Genomic DNA, 20,637 nt, shown 5'->3' on the forward strand with positions numbered 1-20,637 from the left:
GCTACTTGACGAGATTCACTTGGGTTGCTCCGTAGGTAGTGGTTCCACCCATCGTGAAGCCCTCTGCGTAGCTGATCTGCTTGGTGAAATGGCCATAGAGCCCTGTGGTGCTGCTTCCCGAGGGCCAGTTGACCTTTGTGCTCGGGAAATTCCAGCCTTTGACTACAAAAACGCCCCACCCCAGGATCTTGTACGTGCCAGTGGCGCCCGTGCCGTCGGCATATCCAAAGATTGGGATGAGTACCGTTTGGCCCACGAGACTGGACGAAAAGAGGCTTGTGCAGCCTGTGGGGATACTGTTACCGGTCCCTGAGTCCACCCAAGGATTGTCGATGGTGACATTCGGTTGGCAACTGCTGGTGGTGTCGAGCCATCCAAAACCGCCAGGCATGTTCAGGCCGGCATCAGGATTCCACGAACTACACTTGACTTCCTTGTTTGCCCCAGTTCCGCCAAAGGTACCGTGCATGGCCACGACCCTGTCCGTCCCGTCCATGGGATACTTCGTCGGGTCAAGTTCACAGGCACCGACTGTCAAGGGCAGTATTGGAGTGCCTGAGTAAATCCCCCCCCACGACGCCGCGGCTTGGGCCCGTACCTGGGCAGTTGAAAAACCAGTGATGGCGGAAAGAGGCATCGAAAGGAAGCTGTTACCTCCGCTGACCGTCGACGTGGTGGCCGTGACGGTGGCGGAGGTGATGTCCAAAGATACGCTGCTGGATCCATCGTTGGAATTTCGGTTTGCCATGGAATTGGCCAACCCCTGCTGGGTGGCTGCGGTGCAGGACGCCGGGTTCTTGGCGCAGTTGCCGGCAACGGCCAGGGCCGCTGCGTCGGCGCCGTTCTGCAGCTGCGCCTTTTCTGCGTAGGCCATGCCTGCGTCGATCACCATGGCCACCATCATCAGGAGAACCACCATGCACACAGCGGTGAGAACGGTGACGGCGCCACGTTCATTGTCTCGTTCGTTCTTCATCGCGGTCTCCGGTCCTTTGAAAAGCCTGAGGCACTTGCTTAGCCACCGCATTGCATGCTCGCTGTGCCGGTAAGTGTCAGAGGGAGAAAGCCTCCTATGGCATCGAGTGTGTATGTGACAGTGGCTGTCACGGTGGTGGCCGGCACGGTGGCCGGGTTGGGACACCCCGCGGGACTATAGACGGGCACCACACCGGAAAGCCCCACAGTGTTGGCAAAAGCCGCAGTGTCAGCCTTTGCCGTGTCGTTCGATACCACCAGGCTGCGTACTGCAGCCCTGGCCGCTTGGGTTAGGGAAATTTGGGCGTTGTAAGCGCGTCCAAAATCGATGATCCCGAAAAGAATTAGGAACAACAGCGGCACGACCAGCGCGAACTCGACGGCCGCTGCGCCCTTTTCTGATCGCTGGTTCTTCATCACGCCACCCCAGAAGTTGTTTGTCTCGCACTGCCGGACTGTGCTTGGTCCGCTTAGACCGAGAGCCGCTTGGTGCGGGGAGATCGAAAATTGAAAACAAAAATATTGATTGCCGATATACGCAACACTTTGACCAGAATGCTTGAGCCTGTTGGCCGGTGTGTCAATTCCTGGCACACCGGCCAACAGAGTGAATTCAAGGCTAAAGAATGCCGACCTTGCTACCCAGGCCGTTGAAAAACGATCCGAGGTTGGTGCCGAATGCGGTGACGCCTCCGACGATGGCCAGGGCGATGAAGGCTACGAGCAGGGCGTACTCTGTTGCGGTTGCTCCACGCTCACCGTCCTTGACACGGTCGACGCCGGCGATGAACAGGGACTGAAGGGTTACGTACATCTTCAACATTGTCTTGCCTACTTTCATGAAAGGTGACCAATTTGGCCGAAGACCGTAGGCGGGTCCGGGGAATCGTGCGAAGGATCAATGTGAGACCTGGTGAGAGACCTATGAGTGACCCTTGCGAGAGACCTTGTGAGACCAGCTGTGGAACTTCGGTTGATGCCCGGTGAAATCTTTTCCCCCGGCTGAGAACAACTAAACTCCAGCCGGCCTGTTCGTCTCTAGAGTGGTCAACACTCTACTTTCGAAAACGTTTTTTTATTCAAAAGATTCCGCGCGGATGCTGGGAACGGGGGCAGTTTCGCACCGGTGATCGGATGATTTTCAATCAAAAATTCGGGCGGCTTCGGGTACTACTTGTTGGGCTCCGTGATCAATTCGTGATCACGGTCAAGAAGCTAACCGATTTTCAGCTGAAAATTCGTGAATAATATTTGTGCATGACAAATTCACGGCCTATTGGACCGCGCAATCAATTACGGAATTGGTAAAATTCGCGAAAAATCGCGGTTACGGGTTGAGTGCCGCGCTGACGGCCGCGGTAATGTCGGTATAGTACCCGTCCAAGGCCGTGCCGAACGCTGTCACGCCGCCAACAATGGCCACGGCAATGAACCCCACCAGAATCGCGTACTCAGTGGCGGTGGCGCCCTTTTCCCCGGATTCCTCCCCAGTCAACCGCATCCTGGCCCACCAAGCGGCCGGGACTGCGGAAGCAAACACGTACATCATCAACATGTCAGTGCCCTTCAAAGCGGCGGTTTCCCGCCTGAGACCAGGCAACCTCGGCTGGAAGCTGCCCCCGTGCCGGCAATCAGCCGGCCCGATTAGGACCAACTAAACACCGGCAAGTACTCGGCCTTATAGAGTGGCGGGCACTCGTTTACGCGAAGCAGCAGAAAAACAAGTACTCAGACCCACTACTTGCTTCCAACGCCATGGGCGTTCAGGCGGGTACGCAGCTGCGCCGCCTGCGCTTCGCCGGCCGTCAACCGGGCAAATTCTCGGTCCCGGCGCTCCGAAATCAGGGCGGCCAGAAACACCTCCGGGGGAGTGCCGGCCGGCGGCAGCGGTGCCACAAAGGCCGCTGCCTCGTCCGCCAACGCCAGGCCCATCGAGCTACGCGAAGACTCCGCCATCCGCGCGCCCTGCCGCAGAAACACGGAGATGCGCCGGGCCAGCGGGTCCGGCAGCCGGCCGATGTCCGCCAGCTGTGCCCACGGTGCCAGCGCCGGCACGGTGTGCACCTGCAGCGGCTGGTACTTGGGTGCCCGGTCGCGGATGGCATAGGTACCGGCCATCATGTCACCCAGGCGCTTGGACTTGTCGTTGAACAGGCACACCAAAAACGCCACGGAGCCCAGGGACATGTAAATCTCAAATACCGCCAGCAGACCACGGACCAGGGCCTGCCGGAAGCGGATGGAGCCGCCGTCGTCGCGCACTATGCGCAAGCCCATGACCAGCTTGCCCACGGACTTGCCGCGCGTCACGGTCTCCACCGCGACGGGCAGCGCCACCACAATGCCCACCAACGTCACCAGGACGACGGCGCGGGCCGCGGCCCCGTCCAGCAGCCCCGGCACGGCGCCCATCACAAAAATGGCGCCGACAGCCAGCACCACGGTCACCAGGACGTCGATGGCGGAACCCAGCGAGCGGGCGGCAAACGAGGCCGGCCGCAGTTCCAGGACAACGGCCTCGCCGGTAATGATCGCGGACATGAAACCAGTCTAGTGAGGCCGCCGCCAAGCCACGCTTCCCGGTAGGCTGGCTGCGTGGACCTGGACGCGTTTACCGCAGTGCACCGCCCGCAGTGGGAGCGGCTGAATTCGCTTGCCCGGAAACGCCGGCTCACCGGCGGCGAGGCGGACGAGCTCCTGGAGCTGTACCAAAGCACCTCCGCCCAGCTGTCCCTGATCCGCTCCGTGGCCGCCGAAGGCGCCCTCTCCGCCTCCCTCTCCGCCATCCTGGCCAACGCCCGCACCCGCTTCACCGGCGCGAAGTCCAACGTGTTCGTGGACGTGGCCCGCTTCTTCACGATCTCGCTGCCCGCGGCCTTTTACCGGCTGCGCTGGCTGACGGTCATTGTGGGCGCCGTCTTCATCGTCATCGCAGCGCTCTTCGCGGCGTGGGCCGCCGGCAACCCGGCCGTGCTCGCCGCGCTGGGCAGCGACGCCAGCCTCCAGCAACTGGTCAACCACGACTTCGTCAACTACTACTCCGAAAACCCCGCCGCCTCCTTCGCCGGCGCCGTGTGGACCAACAACGCCTGGATCGCCGCCCAATGCGTGGCCCTGGGCATCACCGGCGTGTTTGTGCCGTACTCGCTGTTCACGAACGCCCAAAACGTGGGCATCACCGGCGGCGTCATGTTCGCCTACGGCCGCGGCGACACCTTTTTCAGCTACATCCTCCCGCACGGGCTCATGGAACTGACCAGCATCTTCATCGCCTCCGCCGCCGGGCTGCGCATCTTCTGGGCCTGGGTGAGCCCCGGGCCGCGCAGCCGGCTCGACTCCCTGGCACTGGAGGGCCGCTCCCTGATGACCACCGCCGTCGGACTGGTCTTTGTCCTGTTCGTCTCCGGGCTCGTGGAAGCCTACGTCACCCCCAGCCCGCTGCCCGTCTGGGCCAAGATCACCATCGGCGCCCTGGTCCTGGCCGCGTATTGGACGTACACCCTGGTGTTGGGCCGGCGCGCCTGGCTGGCCGGGGAGCGCGGTGACCTTTCCGCGGACGACGCCGGGGCTGCCGCCCCTTCCACCTGAACCCCACCTGTGAGTGCGGCGCCAGTTTGGCGGCGCCCGGGGTGGCACCAGCACCGGGGCAGGATCCGCCGGTATCCTTGCGGGTGTGACAGAGAACCAGCCCCCAAAAGCCCCCGCCGTGCCCGCCGCCGACTCCACCCCCGCAACCCCTGCCAAGCCCGGGGTCGCACCTTCCGGGGCTGCCCCGTCAGGTGCTGCGCCCGCCGCATACCCCGGCGCCGGCTCCGGCACGCCCGCGGCGGATCCGGCGGTTTCTGCCGATTCCGCGGCTTCCACGGGTGCCGATGGGGCTCCGGTCACTGCCGGCAGCGGCGCAGCTGCACCTGCCGGCGCCCCGGGGCAACGTCCCGCCCCGGCACAGTCCTCCGCCAGCAGGATCAAGATCGACATGCCCGCCGACGGCATTCCCGAACCCATGCGCCCCGCCACACGCATGCCCAAGTTGCCCGCCGACTCCGATCCGGAATCGGCGGACAGTGCCCAGGCCGGGGCGGCTCGTGCATCCGGGCCGGGCGCGGCCACGGCGCCTTCCGCCTCGCAGGGCACTTACGCAACGGCACCGGCGTCGGCCGGCAATAACGCCGGGCCCGCCAAGGCCGAAGCGGTGGACGCCGGCACGGAGGACGTATACGTGGAGCAGTCGCCCACCAGCATGCTGCAGGTCCGCCCGCCGCAGGAGGAGGTGGACCGCCGCCTGGCCGCCCGGCAACAGGCCGCCAACACCAAGCCCGTGCTGCCCCGCGTGTTCCAGGTGCTGCTGGCCGTGTTTTACCCCGTGGTGCTGCTGGTGCTGGCCATCCGGCTCGTCACCACCAACGCGTTCCTCTGGATCGAGTACCACCGCCCGGGCTTCCCCGTGGATTCCTTTGGCTTCTCCACGGACGACCGCCTCACCTACGGCTCCTACACCGTGGACTACCTGCTGAACTTTGCCGGCCGCCGCTACCTTGGCGACCTGGTCAACCCGCAGGGCACCCCGCTGTTCCTGGAACGGGAGGTGGCACACATGGCGGATGTGAAGTCGTTGATCGACTTTGCGTTCCTGCTGGGCCTGGTGCTGGCCATCGTCATGGTCATCGGCATCATCTACCTGTCCCGGCGCAGTACGGGCGGGGTGCGGCGCGGGTTGTTCGCCGGGTCCATTGTGACACTGGTGCTGATCATTGGCCTGGGCGTCCTGGCGTTCATGGGCTGGGAGACGTTCTTCACCGACTTCCACCGGATCTTCTTCGCCAACGGCACCTGGACGTTCTACACGGACGACACCCTGATCCGCCTGTTTCCGAGCCAGTTCTGGTCCGACGCCGGCATCTTCATCGGTGCGTTCGTGCTGGTGGTCTCCTCCCTGACGCTGGCCTTCACCTGGCCCACGAAGGACCGCCGCCAGGCCGTGGTCCGTGCCAAACGCCCCGGACGCCGCGCCGCCGCCCAGTAACGCTCCACCCGCCCGCCGCCGTCGAGGTTAGGGCGCCTCGCGGCAGTGGGCGCCGGCAATCGTCTCAATGAGAACGCGCCCGGGCGTACGTGTGGACCCCTTGCCGGCAATAGCGATAACGGCATGCCAAATGCGGCCACTGTAGTTAAGTTTGTCCTGGTACCTGTCGAAGGACTGCCCTGATAGGACAGTCCTTTTCACCACGGTGTTCAGGGGCGCTGAACCGTGACGGGCTCCGCAAGGTAGTGGAGATCAGAGCCCTCACCTGAGAGTCCCTCCGCCAATGCAGCCGCCGTGGCTTCCCATGCTGTAATCGTGACAGCGGGTCGGCTGTAATGTCCGATGGCCGCACAGCCGCGGGCAACGCCCACCTCCTCTTCGGCAAACAACTTCTTCCCCTCAGCGGAGAGGAATGTGATCCCGGAAAGGGTTGGTGCAGGCGGGCGATGAAGTCTCCGTCACGGCGGGAAACGATGATGTCGCCCTCATCAATATGCGACAAGACATCCTTCGGTGACCGGAGAAGCTCTGTAAAAGTGGCCTTGGTATCCATGAGCCCATACTGTCTGACGTTTATCAGATTTGGTGATGTGCAGCTGAAAGGAAGCGCCCCGGGTCGGTCATGAAAATTCGCAAGGGGCGGTGGAACGTCGGGATTAGGACTTCTGCCGGCGCCCGGCTCGTTTGGCGAACCCATCGATGGCTTCCAAAATTTCGTCGCTGCGCCAGAACGGTCCGGGCTTGTGTTCGGCCTTGGATTTCAGGATTCCGGCGTCGACCAAGGTTTTCAGTGGAGGGTAAACATTGGGTTGCTTGACCCCCAGTTCCAGGGCAGTCGTGGCCGAGTCGATGACCGGGCGCCGAGCCACCAGCGCCAAAATCCGCCATGCGTTGCTGCCCTTGCGTGCAGTGAGACGATGCTTCCACGAGGCCTGGATGGCCTCAATCCCTTCGACCAGCTCGCTCGTGTTGGACACCGCCCGCAGGGCGGCGTTGGCGAACGCACGGACTATGGGGCTGACATCCCCGGCTCGGTATGCAGTGAGGGCCATGTGGTAGCCCCCGATGTCGGCCAGCAAGCCGGCTGATACCGGAATGGCCACGTTTGTGGTTACACCACGGAATCGGAGAATGGACTGGGCCAGGGCGCGCCCTGTTCGACCGTTGCCGTCCGTAAATGGGTGGATCGTCTCAAACTGGGCATGGCTCACCGCCACCGATACCAGCGCCGGCACGTCGAGGCGGGACGAGAAGGCGACAACATCGTCGACAATTCCGGGCACCCTGCTGTGGTGCGGAGCGACGAAATCGGCCCCAATGGGAGTGTCGCTTCGTGTGCCGATCCAGACTGGCTCATCACGCCGTCGACCGGCAGCGTGGATACTTTGGTTGTCCATGAGCACGCCGTGCATCTCCAAGATGGAGTTCGACGAGATGTTCCCCGCGAGTTGAAGCGCAGCCGTCATTGCCTTGGTGTTGGCGGCGATCAATTCGGCATTTCGGCTCTTCTTGAGTCCGAGCTCGGCGCTGAAGATGGCCTGGGCGCTGCCCGTCAGGTTCTCGATCTGTGAGGACGAGGCTGACTCGGAACGTAGCAATACAGGGGCAAACGTTGCCACCTTGTGTCCGATCTCCGCATCAAACCTGGTTAACTCGGAGGTGGCCCGCTCGGCAAGTTGGAGCGCCTCGTCGTCAGGACTGGGAGTCTGGGCGGCGATCATTGGCGGCACGGCCGACTTGTATCGGTTGACCTGGGATTGCCGGTACATCGCTTGGCCAGCGGTGGCCGGGACCCAAGTCTGCTGCTCCCGCTGATTGTTGGGCCACTGGCCCCCACCTTGGCCCAGGGCATCGGTACTCATAAAGCGCCGTGCTATTTTTATGACTAACAGGAGTTAGTCATAAAAATAAGTGGCGATCTTATGAGCAACCGCCCGCGGCCGCCGAACGCCTAGATCCAGGACGGCAGCCACATGTGCTGGCGCCAGTAGTCGAACGGGATCACCTCGGCGGACCACAAGGGGTAGAAGTAGGCGCTCAATGCCACCGCCAGCACCACGAAGATGCCGGCGAAGAGGGCGCCCTGCTGCCTGCGCCATGGGGGAGCCGACGCCTTGCCCATGACCGGAACGACCCTTGGTTTTCCATCAACAGGCATCCGCCCAAGTCCGATGGACACGGTTCCTGGGCCTGTGCGACACTTCGAAGCCAGAAAGAATGAAGGTATGATTGAATCAATAAGGATGAAAAGTGATTCAGTGAATTGGAAGGCATAATGTCATCGCACGTTCCGGGCCGCATCGTTGCCCTTAGAACTCAGGCGCGCATGTCCCAGCGGCAGCTGGCTGCGGCCTCAGGCGTGCCCCAGTCCACGCTTTCCCGCATCGAGAGCGCATCACGCCAGGCCCAATTGGGCGAGATCGCCCTGATCGCCCAAGCGCTCGGACGCAGCTTGGGCTCCATCCTCGACGAATGCCCGTTGGAGGACCGCGTTTTGGTCGCCACCAGAGCCAACAAGCCGTCGGCTGACGCCGAGTCGGTCAAAGACCGCCTGGTTTATTTCCTTGAGATGGACGAATTTCTCGACCATCAAGGGATACCTGCACGATGAGTGCGGCCAGCCTCCCGGCAATGAACCCAAGGGAACGAGCCGCCCACCGTGAGACAGCCGCACTCCGAGGCCATTATGGTCTGGGCGTCGCCCCCATCGCCGATATGCACGAGCTTGTCGAAACGATGGGTTCGGCGATACTGGTTGCCGTCCTCCCGATGCCAGAGGGCATGGATGCGATGGTCGTCAAGGACCCTAAACGACACCGCACCGTGGTGGGTGTTGCCACTACCAACGTACCCGGACGCCAAAGGCTGTCGCTGGCCCACGAACTGGCTCACATCGTCCATGACGATTATTTGGATGAGATCCCCCCCGACTGCTCCGCCAGGACGGACAGTGAGAAAGACGCGGACACCTTTGCCCGCCACCTCTTGGCTCCCTTGGAAGGCATTCGAGGCTTTGTAAGCAACATTGCCCGTGGCAGGCCACTGGAGTTGCGCGATTTGTCTTCACTGACACGTCACTTCAATGTCTCCCCATCCGTCATCCTCATCCAGCTTTCAATTCTGGGCCTCATTACACCAAGCCAAGCTGAAGACTTTCGGACTTATTCAGCCCGTACACTCAGCACCCGCTTCGGCTGGTTGGACGACTACAAAGCCAGTGCAACAGAATCAAGCACTCCACGGCCACCTCGGAGCCTCATGGAACGTGCGACCGAAGGCTACGAGAAGCACGTAATTCACCTCAATGCACTCGCGCGACTAGGCGGTGAAGACCCTCTTGCCTTTTTGGCAGAACTTAAGGACGCCGGAATCGTCCCCCAGCCACGGCCATCTGTCGAGGACAGCAGGGTAAGCGACGCCGACTTTTTCGGGCTGGACGCCGTGTGAGTCCAGATCCTCACATGTTCCCCCCAACAGCCCGCCATCATGGACGCGGGCCCTTGCATCACCTTTTGTGCTGTGTCCCGGCAAGGGCTGCTGTTGGAGGTATTGCGCCAGCGGTATGAGCTCATGGTTCCTGCCGAGGTGGACGTAGAGGTCGCCAGAATGAAGGGCAACCGCGGGCCACAAGCTGATTTCTCGAATGTATCGGCCAACTGGAAGAAGCTCACCGGGAATGGTCATGTTGCGATTCTGGACTCCTCCATGGGCACTCCGGGCTATGAAGTTCTGGATCGCGAGGTCCGCCGGCTGACGGGGCTGGCAATGGAGGAACGCAAGTTGAATCCTCGTGATCTGGGTGAAATTATGGCAGTCGCCCATGCCGTAGTCCTCCGTCGCCAAGGCCGGGAAGCGATCCTACTCATTGAGGATGGGATGGGGCAACAGTTGGCAGCCGACAACTCAATTAAGATCATCGATACCGTTCAGGTTCTTCGTCTTGCCGCTTACATGGGAAAAATCGGCAACCGGGCCGAGATGTCCAAACTCTATGCCCGGATGCAGCCATTGGACTCCGCACTCTTGCCCGTAGCTCAGACCGGGCTCCTCGACAAAGACCATTGGCGCAAGATCGAAGCCTTTAAATCAAGGAAGCAACCTTAGGCTGTTTGTATCCCGAGTAGCGAGGACCACGGTTGGGTGAACCACCGCCGAACGCCTAGATCCAGGACGGCAGCCACATGTGCTGGCGCCAGTAGTCGAACGGGACCACCTCGGCGGACCAGAGGGGGTAGAAGTAGGCGCTCAACGCCACCGCCAGCACCACGAAGATGCCGGCGAAGAGGGCGCCCTGCTGCCTGCGCCATGGGGGAGCGGACGCCTTGCCCATGATCATGCCCAGCACCAGCGTGACACCCAGGATCATGTACGGCTCGTACGCGATGGCATAAAAGAAGAAGATGGTCCGTTCCGGGTACAGCAGCCACGGGACGAATCCGGCCGCGAAGCCCACCAGGATGGCGGCCGCGCGCCAGTCGCGCCGGGCGGCCCAGACGCCCACCAGGAACAGCAGGGCCAGCGTGCCGCACCACCAGATCAGCGGGTTGCCCAGGCTGGTGACCATGGCCGCGCATTTGTCCGCCGTGCAGCCCGACTGGCCCTTGAGCGGATACTGCGCGTAAAACGACGTCGGGCGGCCCATCACCAGCCACGACCACGCGTTCGCCTTGTAGGGGTGGTCCGTCTCGAGGCCGGTGTGGAAGTTGTAGGCCGTCAGGTGGTAGTGCCACAGGGACCGGAGCGACGCCGGGACCCAGTCCCACGCCCCGCCCGGGTTGGTCGCGGCCCAGTTGCGGTCGTACCCGTTCGTGGAAAGGAACCAGCCCGTCCACGAGGCCAGGTAGGTGGCCGCGGCCACCGGGACCATGCTGACGAAGGCAAGCACGCCGTCCTTGACGATGGCACCGGTGGCCCAGTACCGGACCCCCGCGATGCGGCGGGCGCTCATGTCCCACACCACGGTCATCACGCCAAAGGCAGCCAGGAAGAACACCCCCGACCACTTGGTGCCCGTGCACAGGCCCAGCGAAATTCCGGCCGCCAGCCGCCACCACCTCATGCCCAGCCACGGGCCATACAGCAGATTCTTCGCCGGGACCCGGCCGTCCGGGGAGGCGAGATGGGAGAGCCGGGCGGCCAGCCGGCGTCGTCCGTCATCACGGTCCAGGAGCAGGGCGCCAAAGGCCACCAGCGCCCAAAACATGACAAAAATGTCCAGCAGCGAGGTGCGCGACTGCACGATTGCGTGCCCGTCGACGGCGAACAGCAGCCCGGCGACGGCGCCCAGGATGGTGGAGCGGAACATTTTTTGGGCGATCAGCGCGAGCAGGAAGATCGAAAGGGTGCCCACCAGGGCGGCCGAGAACCGCCAGCCGAACGAGCTGTCCGGGCCGAACAGCCACATGCCGAACGCGATCATCCACTTGCCGACGGGCGGATGCACCACGTACTCGGGCGTGCCCTGGAGGCCGGAGAAGTCCCCCTTGGTGAAGAGGTCGTTCGCCTTCTCGGCCCAATTGCGCTCGTAGCCGCTTTGCAGGAGGCTGTAGGCGTCCTTGACGTAATAGGTCTCGTCGAACACGAGGGAGTGCGGCTGGCCGAGGCGGACAAAGCGCAGCACGCCGCCGACCACCGCCGTCAGCACCGGTGCCAGCCAGAACCAGAGGCGCAGGCTGGCCGGGGTCTGGCGGAAACCGGCACGGACGCCGTTCAGCCTTTGCGCGAGGGCCGTCCGCGTGAACGCCTGGGCCGGGTCGACGAGCCAGCGCCGTGCGGCGGGCGCCTGAAGTACGGGCGTCGCCGCCGTTGCCGTGGATGGTGCTGTGGACGCTTCTGCGGGGAGGTCCGGGGTGGGGACGTCGGGTTCCGCGGCGTTGGTATGCACCTTGCCCATGCTACCTTTCTGGCGGCGATGGGCCTTGCGTGGCGCGTTCCCGCCACCCGGACTGATTGCGCTACTGGCGCTACTGGCGCTGCTGGCGCTACTCGCGCTTGAGCGAGATGCCCAGGCTGGGCACCACGAAGGACAGGAGGAAGACCGGCAGGATGCTCTTGCCGGTGCACCGGAAGCTGGCAACTTCGCCGTCGGCGACGTCGAAGGTCCTGATGCGGCTGGAGTTTCGGCCGCTGCGGACCTGGAGGGTGTGGTGTCCGGGTTCCACCGGAATGTCGATGGTCTCGTTCATAGTCAGGCTCCGGACAAATTGGCCGTCGACCACGGCGTCGTAGGGGCCGCGGCGGACCTCCACCCCGATGGCCCTGTGTGCCAGTTTCAGCGTTGCGGACATGGCCGATCTCCTTATGGTTGTTGCAGCGGTGCGAGCTGAATTTGCTTCGCCAGCCCATACGCGGCGGGAACGTCGTCGTCGTTCTCGATGATCACCCGGCCGATGGCGAGCAGGGAATTAGTGGGCGCGGAAATCCGAGCCATGCCAGCCGGCAGGGATCCCTTCCAGCCGGGCCCGGTGAGGACATAGTCGCCCGCCTGGGTTCCGGTGGTGCGCTTGCCCACGTAGGCAAAATTGGCGCCCGTCGACGGATCGGTGAACTGCAGGCTGTAGTAACGGCCGGCCATGTCCGGTACGTGCAGGACTTGCGGCCCGTTCTTCAGGTCGATCCAGCCGCCGATGTAGAGCAGGTCGTTGGTTCCGGTGGCTAGCAGGCTCCCGCTCGCCGTCGACGGGGAAAAAGTGCCGGGCACGGCGTACAGGCTGTTGACGGGGATGGGGCCGGCACCGAAACCATGCTTGAGGATCGCCCGCTTGTAGCCGCCGACCGTCAGGCGCGGCCAGAGGTAAATGAAGGCAGGCGCACCGATCACCCAGACGACGACGGCCGCGACGACGAGCGGGAGGATCGTGCTCCCGACTGCGATCCGCCGGTACACCACCCAGGCGAAGACGAGCAGTATGGCTGCCGTCAAGGGATACCCGTATTTCAGGATCAGGCGGTTCATGTCACTGCGTCCTGGCAACGTGCGGCACCTGGTAGCTGCCGTCAAGAATGGCCGCACCGGGCAGGTAGGCGCGCAGCATGAGCTTGAAGTTCCCGGACGGCGTCGGCAGCCAGTTCTCCGCGTGTCTGTCCGGCGCCTTCGACTGGAGATGGATATCGGTGGAACCGTCAGGGTTTTTTGCGAGGGTTGACCGGCTGCCGATGCCCAGGCGGTTGGCCGGATTGTTCACCATGTAGCCGACCATGTCGGTGGCCGTGAGCGTCCAGAAGGCGTCATTCGGCGGGAACTGCCCGGCCGGAAAATGCAGGACGTAGTCATGGCTGCTGGTCAACCGTTGTCCCGAGGCATCCGTGGTGCTGGTCCAATACGCCGCCTCTTCAAACACGTTCACGGCGGGCAGCGCCTTGGCGCAGGCGGCACGTACCAGGATCCCGTTGCCCGGCTGGCCGCATTGGCGGATGCTGCTCCAGCCGTTGACCGTGGTGGTGAGGGTCCTGCCCACCACGTTCATGATGACCACCGCTGATAGGAACGCCAGTGTGCCGCCGATGATGATGCCCTGCACCACACCGGAACCCGAGACCCACGCGAGGACGTTCGTCATGTCCACACAGTACCCGCTGGCCAGCCCTTTTAGCCGGTGGACGTCATCATCGAATCTGCCGGCCGGCAGCACCGCCGTGGTGCCGCGGGCATCCGGCCGGGCGGGGCCAACTACGCTTGAGTCATGGAAGAACACCTGGACCCCGAACCCGCCGGCAACGACTCAGGGCCTGGCCCGGTGCCGGGCGGGCCCGGGAGCCGCCCGGCTGAGGCGGATTTTGGTGACGAATCGGATGCGCCGGGCGCCGTGTCAGACGCCGTGCAGGATGCGTCGCTGGCGCCCGCAACGGCTCCCGGCGAAGGGTACATTGTCCTGGCCGCCACGCCCATCGGGAACATGGGCGACGCCTCCGCCCGGCTGGTTTCCTGGCTCGGGCACGCGGACATCGTGGCGGCCGAGGACACGCGGCGGCTGCACCGGCTCGTCACCTCGCTGGGCGTGACCGTCTCCGGCCGCATTGTCAGCTACCACGAGCACAACGAGGCCGCCAAGACCCCCGAACTGCTGGCCCAGGTGCAGTCCGGCAAGGTGCTGCTCATGGTGACCGACGCCGGCATGCCCTCCGTGTCCGATCCCGGCTACCGGCTGGTGGAAGCCGCCGTGGCCGCCGGCATCCGGGTGACGGTTGCCCCGGGGCCGTCCGCCGTGCTGACCGCGCTGGCCCTGTCCGGGCTGCCCACCGACCGCTTCTGCTTTGAAGGGTTCCTGCCACGGAAGTCCGGTGAGCGCGCCACGCGGCTACACGAGCTGGCCCTGGAACCACGCACCATGGTGTTCTTTGAGGCGCCGCACCGGCTCGAGGCCATGCTGCGGGCGCTGCACACCGCCTTTGGGCCGTCGCGCCAGGGCGCAGTGTGCCGGGAACTGACCAAGACCTACGAGGAAGTGATCCGCAAACCGCTCTCCGGCCTGCTCGAATGGGCCGAGGCAGCGGAGATCCGCGGCGAAATTGCCATCGTGGTGGCCGGAGCACCCGCCGCCGACCCCGGCACGCCCGAGGACCACGTGGCCGCCGTGAACGAACTGATGGGCCAGGGCATGCGCATGAAGGAGGCCGTGGCCGTCATTGCCCACGACGTCCACGTCAGCAAGCGCGAACTGTACAGCGCCGTGCTCGCCGCCCGGGGGTAGTCCCGGCGCGGCGCCCCGCGTGCGCCCGGCGCACGGTGACGGGGCAGGGGAGGGGGTGCCCGGCGTCGTGCTTCCCTTTATGCGCCAAACCCAGGTGTCAGTCCGGCGCATAAGGTACGGCGGGTTTTCTTATGCGCCGGACCCATTCCGGGTTTGGCGCTACAGGACAACGTGCGCCAAACCCGCGGCGAATCCGGCGCATAAAGCAAGGCCCCGCAGCGCGGACCGCCGGCGCACGGAAGCACGCAACCCCCGTTGGACAAATGCACAGCAAAACCCGTGCCAGTAGTGCGTGCATGCGTAGACACCCCCGGCGCCGGAGAACTAGCGTGGGACGCATAGCACCATGCTGCTGCCCAGTGCGCCACGCCCGGGCCCGCCGACAGACGAAGGAGTCATCATGACTGTGACCGCCACCGAACTGACCGAACGCGAAAGCGCCCTCCTGGCAGGCGTCCCCACCGGACTGCTGATCGACGGCCAGTGGCGCCCGGCGGCATCCGGCAAGACGTTCGACGTCGAGGACCCGTCAACAGGCAAGGCCCTGCTGACGCTGGCCGACGCCGGCGCCGCGGACGGGGCCGCCGCGCTCGACGCCGCCGTCGCCGCCCAGGACGCGTGGGCCGCCACGGCACCGCGCGAACGCGGCGAGATCCTGCGGCGCGCCTTCGACATCGTCACGGCCCGCGCCGACGACTTTGCCCTCCTGATGACCCTGGAAATGGGCAAGCCGCTGGCCGAGTCCATGGGCGAGGTCAAGTACGGCGCCGAATTCCTGCGCTGGTTCTCCGAGGAGGCGGTGCGCTCGTTCGGCCGCTACTCGGGCAACCCCGAAGGCACCGCGCAGATACTGGTCCAGAAGAAGCCCGTGGGCCCGTGCCTGCTGATCACCCCCTGGAACTTCCCGCTCGCCATGGCCACCCGCAAGATCGCCCCCGCCATCGCCGCCGGCTGCACCATGGTGCTCAAGCCCGCCAACCTCACCCCGCTCACCAGCCAGCTGTTCGCCAAGGTGCTGCTCGAGGCCGGGCTGCCGGCCGGGGTGCTTAACGTCGTCACGACGTCGACCGCCGGCGCCGTCACCGGACCGCTGATCCAGGACCCGCGCCTGCGCAAGCTGTCCTTCACCGGCTCCACCCCCGTGGGCCGCCGCCTGCTCGCCGACGCCTCCAACACCGTCCTGCGCACCTCCATGGAGCTTGGCGGCAACGCCCCGTTCCTGGTGTTCGACGACGCCGACCTCGACGCCGCGGTGGACGGCGCCATGGCGGCCAAGATGCGCAACATGGGCGAGGCCTGCACGGCCGCCAACCGCTTCCTGGTGCACGAATCGGTCGCGGAGGAATTCGCCGCCAAGTTCGCCGCGAAAATGGGCGGCGCCGCCGTGGGGCGCGGCACGGCACCGGAAACCAAGGTGGGCCCGCTGATCGACGCCAAGAGCCGGGACAAGGTGCACTCACTCGTCACCGACGCCGTGGCCGACGGCGCCCGTGCGGTGGTGGGCGGCGCCCTCGTGGACGGACCCGGCTACTTTTACCAGCCCACCGTGCTGCAGGGCGTGGAGCCCGGCGCCCGGATCCTGAGCGAGGAAATCTTTGGCCCGGTGGCGCCCATCGTCACGTTCAAGAACGAGGACGAGGCCGTGGCCCTGGCCAACGACACCGAATACGGCCTGGTCGCCTACGTCTTCACCAAGGACTACGCCCGCGGCCTGCGCATGGCCAACCGCATCGAGACCGGCATGATGGGCCTGAACGCAGGCGTCATCTCCAACGCCGCGGCACCGTTCGGCGGCGTCAAGCAGTCCGGCCTGGGCCGCGAAGGCAGTGTGGAAGGCATCGAGGAATACCAGTACACCCAGTACATCGGCTTCCCGAACCCGCAGAACGCCTGACCTGACGGGGGCGGGAATCAGCGGTTGCGGCTGAACAGCGACGGCGGCAACGCTGCCGCCCGGAGGCGCGCCCACGTTCCCGCCCGGCCCTTCAGCCGCCCGATGACGGTTTCGACGGCGTCGGCCAGGTCGTCGCGGGCGGCGGCAGGCTCCTCCGGCGGGGGACCGTAGACCGCGTTTTCGTAGGCATCGCGCAGCAGCTCCGCGGCGGATTTTGCCGCGGTCCTGGTGCCGGCCGGGGCGCTGCCCGCTGCCGGGGCAGATCCCGGGGTGCCGGCCGGGGTGCCCGCGAATTCCGCGGCGCCCCCGAGCCCGGCCAGCCGGGCAATGCCGGCGCCTGCGAATTCCGGGCCCCCGAGCCCGGCCAGCCGGGCAATGCCGGCCGCCTGCAGTGACGGCGTTTCGGATGGGTTGTAACGGTAGCCGTAGTCGATGGCCGAGTCGATGAACTCCCGCCACGCCAGCAGCTCCGGCGCTTCAGGCGGCCCGCCGGCAGGCCTGCGCCCGCCGGCAGGCCTGCGCCCGCCGGCACGCCCGCGCCCGCCGGACCCGGCGCCGCGCACCTGGGCCAGGCGCCGGCGTCGTAGCTGGCTGCGGGCAAAGGCCGGGGCGGCCAGCCCCAGCAGCACCAGCAGCACGCCCACCACCGAAGCGCTGATCCGTTCCGGGCGCGGGGTGGCCGCAACGGGGGCCGCCACGGCGGAGTGGGCTGCGGTGGACGCGGAAGCCGTGGGCGCCGGCGTGGGGATCGCGTTCGTGTTGCCGCCGTTGAGGAAGTCGTTCCGGCCGGCGCCGGGCGCCCCCGGAATGTTGTCGATGGCGTAGGACGGCACGGCCCCGCGGGAGGGGGTGGGCTCAAACGGCACCCAGCCCAGGCCCTCGAAGTACAGCTCCGGCCAGGCGTGGGCGTCGCGGCCGGTCGCTTCGTAGCCCTGCAGCGTCTTCCCGTCGGCCAGTGCCGTTTCGCCCGTCCGGTCGCCCGGCGCATACCCCACGGCAATGCGCGACGGGATGCCCACCTCGCGCGCCATGACGGCCATCGCAGCGGAAAAGTGCACGCAGTAGCCGGCCTTGACCTGCAGGAACTTGGCCAGCACCTTCATCCCCGCGCCGTCGTAGCCCTTCTCCACCGGCGTTTTCTCGCTGTAGGTGAAGAGGGGGGAGCGCAGGTAGTCCTGGATGGCCATGGCCCGGTCATAGGGGGTGGTCATGCCCTTCGTGACCGCCTTCGCCGTGTCCTTGATGATCGACGGGACGTTGTTGGGCAGCTCCGTGAAGATCGGATCCAGCTTGGAATCCGGCTTCTGCGTGGCCGCCTCCAGCAGCCCCGGCGTCAGCTCCGGCATGGCACTGGTGACCGTGTACACCTGGCCGCGCGTGTTGGCGGCGCCGTCGGCGTTGATGGTCTGGGTGGCCGGATTCCAGCTCCACCGCCCGTGCAAGTCCGCCACTTTGATGGCGCTCAGCGGCGCCGGCAGCCAGGTGCTGGCGAGGTTCACCACGTCCACTTGGGTCACGGTCTGCGCCACCGGGACGGCGGTGTTGGCGCCGAAGGCCGGTTTCAGCTCGGACAGCCCGGAGGACAGCCCGCGCGGCACGGGCGACGGCTTCCACACCCTGCCGGAGAAGTCCTCCAGCGTGCTCAGGCGCATGTAGAGCGGCATGTCCGAGCTGCTCAGGTACGTCATGTTCACCACGCCGGACTGCGCGCGCAGGTCGTTGCCGAGGGAAATCATAGGGTCCAGGCCGGCCACGTTGCCCGCCGAACCCAGCCGCGTGCCCTGCGGAAAGGCGCCGTTCTCGAAGCCCGGAACGGCCGCCGGCAGCACCGTTGCCACGAGGACGACGGCGGCCCCCAGCATTGCTGCCCGGGCCAGGGTCCCGCTGTTGGCCCGGTTGGCGGCGGGGCGCAGCTTCCCGTCCGGCGCATACCAGCGGCAGCATCCGAGCAGCAGCAGGTAGCCCGCCCCGGCGCCGAAGAAGCCGGGCGCCCCGACGCCGTCCTGGGTGGTGAGCGAGGCCGGCAGCAGCAGCAGGGCCAGGCCGATTGCGCTGGCCGCGGGTATGGCCACGGTGACAGCCAAAGTGTCCACCAGCAGCGCCGCGAAACCCACGCCGGCGCAGATGACAAACACCAGCCCGGGGTCCACCGGCACGGGGGTGTTGTTCACCATGATGCTGACGGAGGCCTGCGTGGCCAGGTCCACCGCCGCACCCACGGTCCGCGCCGACGGGAACAGCCCCAGGTAGGCCGTGCCGGCAAAAAACGTCAGGGTCAGGCCCATGATCCAGCCGGCCAGCGCGGCCAGCGGGGCCAAGGGGGCCAGGCGCGGCCAGCGGCGGACCACGGCCGGCAGGAACGCCGTCATGCCGGCCACCACAAAGGCCTGGGGCATCCAGCTGTAATCCAGCATGACGTTGCGGAAGCCCAGCGACGCGCCCATGACGGCGCCGAGCACGGCCACGGCCAGCACCCAGCGGGCGGGGCCGGTTTCCGGCGGGCCCAGGAAGAGGCGCAGCCGCGTCCCCCAGCCACGTCCGGGACCGCCGCCCGCCCCGGGGCCCGGCCCTCCGCCGTCGTGCGTTCCAAACGGCGGGCGCGTGCCCGCGATGGTCCCGGTCACGGCGGGCCTCCCGCGGTCGGGGCATGGACGCGGGGCAGGCTGCCGGTGGTCGGCGCGGGCAGGACGGCGGGCTCGTCAAGTTCCATCCAGGCCTGTAGCAGCGGGGTGTGCGGCGCCACGGCCAGGGCCTGCCAGCCGGCGCGGCGCAGGATGTTCAGCGGTTCGGCCACCTGTGCCGGGTCGGGGCACACGATGAAGGCGAAGGCGCCCTCGGCGGCCTCAATGGCGGCGGCGAGGATCATGGCGTCGGGCTCCGACAGGGCCCCGGTGACGGCGATGACCGGGCCGCGGCGGCGGGTCTGGATCAGGCGGTCGGCCAGGACGTCCGCCAGCGGGACCGCCGCCTCGGAGCCGCGCGGTGCCCCCAGTTCCCGCGCCCCCAGTTCCCGGGACCCCAGTTCCCGGGCCCCGAGTTCCCGGGCCCCCAGTTCCAGCGCCGCGAGCGACTGCGCCACGGCCAAGGCGCCGGACTGGCCGGCAAAATCCTCCCGGCCCGGCTCGGCGGCGGAGCGTGAGGACGCGAAGCCGGGGCGGCCCTGGTCGTCCAGCACGCGCAGCGTATAGGAGCGCTCCAGCAGGTGCGCGGCAATCGACACGGCGGCGGTCACGGCCCATTCAAAGGCCGGCGTCGTGGCCAGGGCGTCCGGCCGCCGTTGTGGTTTCGCCGCCCCGCCGTACGCCCACCTCCGCTGGTCCAGCACCAGTGCCGCCTCCGGGGTGGTCACGGATTCCTCGGCACGGACCATGAGCTTGCCCTGCCTCGCAGTGGCGGGCCAATGCACCCGCCGCAGCGGATCCCCGTGCCGGTATTCGCGCGTCATGACGTCGTCTTCGCTCGGGTTCGCCTGCTGGCGTGTCATCCGCGATCCGTCCTGCCCGCGCCCGCCCGTGAGCGAAATTTCCGGCAGCACCACGGCGGCCGGCGCCACCGTGAGCTGCTCGCCCGCGTCCAGGTCCCGGGCCAGCAGCGCCACGTCAAAGGGGTCGCCGAACTTGGCTGTCAGCGGGCCGATGGTGAAAACGCCGCGGCGGGAAGGGTGCAGGGTGTAGCTGTACCGGCTGATCAGGCTGCGCGGGGTGACCGGGTTGGGGTAGTCAAAGCGGGGTACGTCGATCAGGTGCGGGGGCAGCAGCTCGGTCAGGCGCGCACTGCCTCCGCCGGGGGTGCTGCCGTGCACCTCCAGGGTGACGGACGCCGCGGTGCCGGCCTCCACAAACGCGGGGGAGAAGCGGCGCTTGACGGTGAATCCCGGGGCCAGCAGCCGCAGGCCCGCACTGGCCAGCGGCGGCAGCGCGAGCAGGAACACGGCCAGCACCAACAGGTCGCGGCGGCCCAGGACCTGCGCAAACAACAGGGCGAGCAGGCCGGCGGCCATCATGACCCAGCCTCGGGGCCGGAAGATGCGGTCCGGAATCCAGCTCATCACGGGA

At 66.2% G+C, this 20,637-nt stretch carries 20 protein-coding genes; 7 read left to right on the plus strand and 13 right to left on the minus strand.

Annotated features, from left to right (window positions below; genetic code table 11):
- Position 1: 1 nt before the first annotated feature.
- The 5 genes from MMF96_RS05915 to MMF96_RS05935 all read right to left on the minus strand — a co-directional run bounded on the left by MMF96_RS05915 (position 2) and on the right by MMF96_RS05935 (position 3,516).
- A complete protein-coding gene (locus MMF96_RS05915; protein ID WP_256882882.1) occupies positions 2-976 on the minus strand; it encodes a TadE/TadG family type IV pilus assembly protein in 975 nt (324 codons plus the stop codon).
- Positions 977-1,014: 38 nt separating this feature from the next.
- On the minus strand, positions 1,015-1,392 hold the full coding sequence (locus MMF96_RS05920) for a TadE/TadG family type IV pilus assembly protein (RefSeq protein WP_256882959.1): 378 nt from the start codon (positions 1,390-1,392) through the stop codon (positions 1,015-1,017).
- A gap of 202 nt (positions 1,393-1,594) precedes the next feature.
- Positions 1,595-1,789, minus strand: coding sequence for a Flp family type IVb pilin (locus MMF96_RS05925; protein ID WP_256882883.1), 195 nt, complete (start codon positions 1,787-1,789; stop codon positions 1,595-1,597).
- A gap of 513 nt (positions 1,790-2,302) precedes the next feature.
- Positions 2,303-2,530, minus strand: coding sequence for a Flp family type IVb pilin (locus MMF96_RS05930; RefSeq protein WP_256882884.1), 228 nt, complete (start codon positions 2,528-2,530; stop codon positions 2,303-2,305).
- Positions 2,531-2,712: 182 nt separating this feature from the next.
- Positions 2,713-3,516 (minus strand): RDD family protein, encoded by an 804-nt coding sequence (locus MMF96_RS05935; RefSeq protein ID WP_256882885.1) that lies wholly within the window; start codon positions 3,514-3,516, stop codon positions 2,713-2,715.
- Positions 3,517-3,570: 54 nt separating this feature from the next.
- Between MMF96_RS05935 and MMF96_RS05940 the strand changes: the two genes are divergently transcribed.
- Both MMF96_RS05940 and MMF96_RS05945 read left to right on the plus strand, forming a co-directional pair.
- The gene (locus tag MMF96_RS05940; RefSeq protein ID WP_256882886.1) at positions 3,571-4,563 is read left to right on the plus strand and encodes a stage II sporulation protein M; all 993 of its coding nucleotides are present in this window, start codon (positions 3,571-3,573) and stop codon (positions 4,561-4,563) included.
- An 85-nt stretch (positions 4,564-4,648) separates the two neighbouring features.
- Positions 4,649-5,998, plus strand: a complete 1,350-nt coding sequence (locus MMF96_RS05945; protein WP_256882887.1) for a TIGR01906 family membrane protein — start codon at positions 4,649-4,651, stop codon at positions 5,996-5,998.
- 656 nt (positions 5,999-6,654) lie between these two features.
- Here the strand turns inward: MMF96_RS05945 and MMF96_RS05950 are convergent.
- Entirely contained in the window at positions 6,655-7,860 is a 1,206-nt protein-coding gene (locus MMF96_RS05950) for a Fic family protein (protein ID WP_256882888.1), read from the minus strand.
- Between the two features lie 89 nt (positions 7,861-7,949).
- Positions 7,950-8,177 (minus strand): hypothetical protein, encoded by a 228-nt coding sequence (locus MMF96_RS05955; protein WP_256882889.1) that lies wholly within the window; start codon positions 8,175-8,177, stop codon positions 7,950-7,952.
- Between the two features lie 96 nt (positions 8,178-8,273).
- Between MMF96_RS05955 and MMF96_RS05960 the strand changes: the two genes are divergently transcribed.
- The 3 genes from MMF96_RS05960 (at position 8,274) to MMF96_RS05970 (ending at position 10,102) form a co-directional block, all read left to right on the plus strand.
- Positions 8,274-8,609, plus strand: a complete 336-nt coding sequence (locus MMF96_RS05960) for a helix-turn-helix transcriptional regulator (protein ID WP_256882890.1) — start codon at positions 8,274-8,276, stop codon at positions 8,607-8,609.
- A gap of 20 nt (positions 8,610-8,629) precedes the next feature.
- On the plus strand, positions 8,630-9,445 hold the full coding sequence (locus MMF96_RS05965) for an ImmA/IrrE family metallo-endopeptidase (protein ID WP_256882891.1): 816 nt from the start codon (positions 8,630-8,632) through the stop codon (positions 9,443-9,445).
- A gap of 93 nt (positions 9,446-9,538) precedes the next feature.
- A complete protein-coding gene (locus MMF96_RS05970) occupies positions 9,539-10,102 on the plus strand; it encodes a hypothetical protein (RefSeq protein WP_256882892.1) in 564 nt (187 codons plus the stop codon).
- A 55-nt stretch (positions 10,103-10,157) separates the two neighbouring features.
- On the opposite strand, the gene MMF96_RS05975 is transcribed toward MMF96_RS05970, so the two are convergent.
- The 4 genes from MMF96_RS05975 to MMF96_RS05990 form a co-directional block, all read right to left on the minus strand.
- Complete coding sequence (locus MMF96_RS05975) at positions 10,158-11,891, minus strand: dolichyl-phosphate-mannose--protein mannosyltransferase (protein WP_256882893.1); 1,734 nt, start codon at positions 11,889-11,891, stop codon at positions 10,158-10,160.
- An 88-nt stretch (positions 11,892-11,979) separates the two neighbouring features.
- Positions 11,980-12,285: a hypothetical protein gene (locus MMF96_RS05980; protein WP_256882894.1), complete on the minus strand. Its 306-nt coding sequence runs from the start codon at positions 12,283-12,285 to the stop codon at positions 11,980-11,982.
- 11 nt (positions 12,286-12,296) lie between these two features.
- Entirely contained in the window at positions 12,297-12,953 is a 657-nt protein-coding gene (locus tag MMF96_RS05985) for a DUF1254 domain-containing protein (protein ID WP_256882895.1), read from the minus strand.
- Between the two features lies 1 nt (position 12,954).
- Positions 12,955-13,557: a DUF1214 domain-containing protein gene (locus MMF96_RS05990; protein WP_256882896.1), complete on the minus strand. Its 603-nt coding sequence runs from the start codon at positions 13,555-13,557 to the stop codon at positions 12,955-12,957.
- Between the two features lie 123 nt (positions 13,558-13,680).
- On the opposite strand from MMF96_RS05990, the gene rsmI reads away from it, so the two are divergent.
- Positions 13,681-14,688 (plus strand): 16S rRNA (cytidine(1402)-2'-O)-methyltransferase, encoded by a 1,008-nt coding sequence (gene rsmI, locus MMF96_RS05995; RefSeq protein WP_256882897.1) that lies wholly within the window; start codon positions 13,681-13,683, stop codon positions 14,686-14,688.
- A gap of 400 nt (positions 14,689-15,088) precedes the next feature.
- Entirely contained in the window at positions 15,089-16,582 is a 1,494-nt protein-coding gene (locus MMF96_RS06000; protein WP_256882898.1) for an NAD-dependent succinate-semialdehyde dehydrogenase, read from the plus strand.
- Between the two features lie 17 nt (positions 16,583-16,599).
- Here MMF96_RS06000 and MMF96_RS06005 read toward each other — a convergent pair whose 3' ends face one another.
- Positions 16,600-19,206 carry a DUF3488 and transglutaminase-like domain-containing protein gene (locus tag MMF96_RS06005; protein ID WP_309145220.1) on the minus strand — a complete coding sequence of 869 codons (2,607 nt, stop codon included), beginning with the start codon at positions 19,204-19,206 and terminating at the stop codon, positions 16,600-16,602.
- Positions 19,203-20,630 carry a DUF58 domain-containing protein gene (locus MMF96_RS06010; RefSeq protein WP_256882899.1) on the minus strand — a complete coding sequence of 476 codons (1,428 nt, stop codon included), beginning with the start codon at positions 20,628-20,630 and terminating at the stop codon, positions 19,203-19,205. The genes MMF96_RS06005 and MMF96_RS06010 overlap by 4 nt, the downstream gene beginning before the upstream one ends.
- Between the last annotated feature and the right edge of the window lie 7 nt (positions 20,631-20,637).

This window comes from Arthrobacter sp. STN4, assembly GCF_024539665.1.
Lineage (GTDB): Bacteria > Actinomycetota > Actinomycetes > Actinomycetales > Micrococcaceae > Specibacter.

What these genes read in the sequence shown, in the direction of transcription:
- MMF96_RS05935 (WP_256882885.1), bottom strand. Translation starts at nt 3,516, where the DNA reads ATGTCCGCGATCATTACCGGCGAGGCCGTTGTCCTGGAACTGCGGCCG.
- MMF96_RS05920 (WP_256882959.1), bottom strand. Translation starts at nt 1,392, where the DNA reads ATGAAGAACCAGCGATCAGAAAAGGGCGCAGCGGCCGTCGAGTTCGCG.
- MMF96_RS06010 (WP_256882899.1), bottom strand. Translation starts at nt 20,630, where the DNA reads ATGAGCTGGATTCCGGACCGCATCTTCCGGCCCCGAGGCTGGGTCATG.
- MMF96_RS05980 (WP_256882894.1), bottom strand. Translation starts at nt 12,285, where the DNA reads ATGTCCGCAACGCTGAAACTGGCACACAGGGCCATCGGGGTGGAGGTC.
- MMF96_RS06000 (WP_256882898.1), top strand. Translation starts at nt 15,089, where the DNA reads ATGACTGTGACCGCCACCGAACTGACCGAACGCGAAAGCGCCCTCCTG.
- MMF96_RS05925 (WP_256882883.1), bottom strand. Translation starts at nt 1,789, where the DNA reads ATGTACGTAACCCTTCAGTCCCTGTTCATCGCCGGCGTCGACCGTGTC.
- MMF96_RS05960 (WP_256882890.1), top strand. Translation starts at nt 8,274, where the DNA reads ATGTCATCGCACGTTCCGGGCCGCATCGTTGCCCTTAGAACTCAGGCG.
- MMF96_RS05915 (WP_256882882.1), bottom strand. Translation starts at nt 976, where the DNA reads ATGAAGAACGAACGAGACAATGAACGTGGCGCCGTCACCGTTCTCACC.
- MMF96_RS05930 (WP_256882884.1), bottom strand. Translation starts at nt 2,530, where the DNA reads ATGTTGATGATGTACGTGTTTGCTTCCGCAGTCCCGGCCGCTTGGTGG.
- MMF96_RS05985 (WP_256882895.1), bottom strand. Translation starts at nt 12,953, where the DNA reads ATGAACCGCCTGATCCTGAAATACGGGTATCCCTTGACGGCAGCCATA.
- MMF96_RS05965 (WP_256882891.1), top strand. Translation starts at nt 8,630, where the DNA reads ATGAACCCAAGGGAACGAGCCGCCCACCGTGAGACAGCCGCACTCCGA.
- rsmI (WP_256882897.1), top strand. Translation starts at nt 13,681, where the DNA reads ATGGAAGAACACCTGGACCCCGAACCCGCCGGCAACGACTCAGGGCCT.
- MMF96_RS05990 (WP_256882896.1), bottom strand. Translation starts at nt 13,557, where the DNA reads ATGACGAACGTCCTCGCGTGGGTCTCGGGTTCCGGTGTGGTGCAGGGC.
- MMF96_RS05950 (WP_256882888.1), bottom strand. Translation starts at nt 7,860, where the DNA reads ATGAGTACCGATGCCCTGGGCCAAGGTGGGGGCCAGTGGCCCAACAAT.
- MMF96_RS05975 (WP_256882893.1), bottom strand. Translation starts at nt 11,891, where the DNA reads ATGGGCAAGGTGCATACCAACGCCGCGGAACCCGACGTCCCCACCCCG.